Source organism: Gluconacetobacter sacchari (genome assembly GCF_014174255.1).
Classification (GTDB): domain Bacteria; phylum Pseudomonadota; class Alphaproteobacteria; order Acetobacterales; family Acetobacteraceae; genus Gluconacetobacter; species Gluconacetobacter sacchari.
The window spans coordinates 1-849 of record NZ_JABEQJ010000103.1 but is presented as its reverse complement, the minus strand read 5'-3'; the positions used below and the strand labels follow the sequence as shown (position 1 = coordinate 849).

At 59.5% G+C, this 849-nt stretch carries 1 protein-coding gene; it reads right to left on the bottom strand.

Going from position 1 to position 849, the window contains the following annotated elements; genetic code table 11:
* Positions 1–10: 10 nt before the first annotated feature.
* Positions 11–807, bottom strand: a protein-coding gene (locus HLH48_RS22845; protein WP_220795293.1) for an IS5 family transposase whose coding sequence is annotated in 2 segments (ribosomal slippage) — positions 11–468 and positions 468–807 — 798 coding nt in all. Because the reading frame shifts where the segments join, the coding sequence is not laid out codon by codon here.
* Positions 808–849 lie beyond the last annotated feature (42 nt).

Here is an 849-nt window from a genome sequence, read left to right as displayed (position 1 = left end):
CTAGGGCCTGTTAGATCTTGATCCAGTCTGCAGCGGCAGCGATGTGTATGACGGCGAGGAATGACGTTGCTGTTTTTTCGTATCTGGTTGCGACAGCGCGCCACTCCTTGAGGCGAGCCCAGAGGTTCTCAACAAGATGCCGACACCGATAGGCCCATTTTGGGCAGGCGACCGCGCCATCTCGTCGTTTCGCGGGAATGGCGGGCCGGGCGCCCATGTCCCATATCCGTTCACGAAAGGCGTTCGACGCGTAACCCTTGTCCGCCACCACCCACAGGGGAATGGCGGGAAGGTCATTGAGCATGGCCGGCGCCAATGGCAGTTCATGGGCCTGGCCGGGCGCCAGCGCAAAACCGATGGCTTTTCCGTGTCCGTCCGCGATCACGCAGACTTTCGTGCCATAGCCGCCGCGAGAGCGGCCAAGCGCTTCACGATGATCTCGCTCGTGGCGAGAAGCCCCCTTTTTTTGGCTCCCGCCGCCTTGTGGTGAGCCCTGATATTCGTACCGTCGAGAAAAGTCATTCCAAGGGCAAGCCCCTGTTGCTCCTGAACCCGTTGGAACAGGCGTTCCCAGACGCCAAGTTTCGCCCAACGGATGAAAAGCTGCGCCGCCCGCCACCACGGACCCAATTCAGAGGGGATACTCCGCCATTTCGCGCCATTCTCATGGCGCCAGAAGATCGCCGCTATCGTGCGCCGCAAATCATGCGGCGGTGTCTTGCCATGTGGGCGCACCGCTTCAATCAGTCGTTCCCAGATCGCCCATGTTTCGTCCGTGAAAGTGCCTGTTCCGTTTCCTTCTTTCATCCCTACAATATGGGAAGAATTTCAAGCGCTAACAGGGCCTAG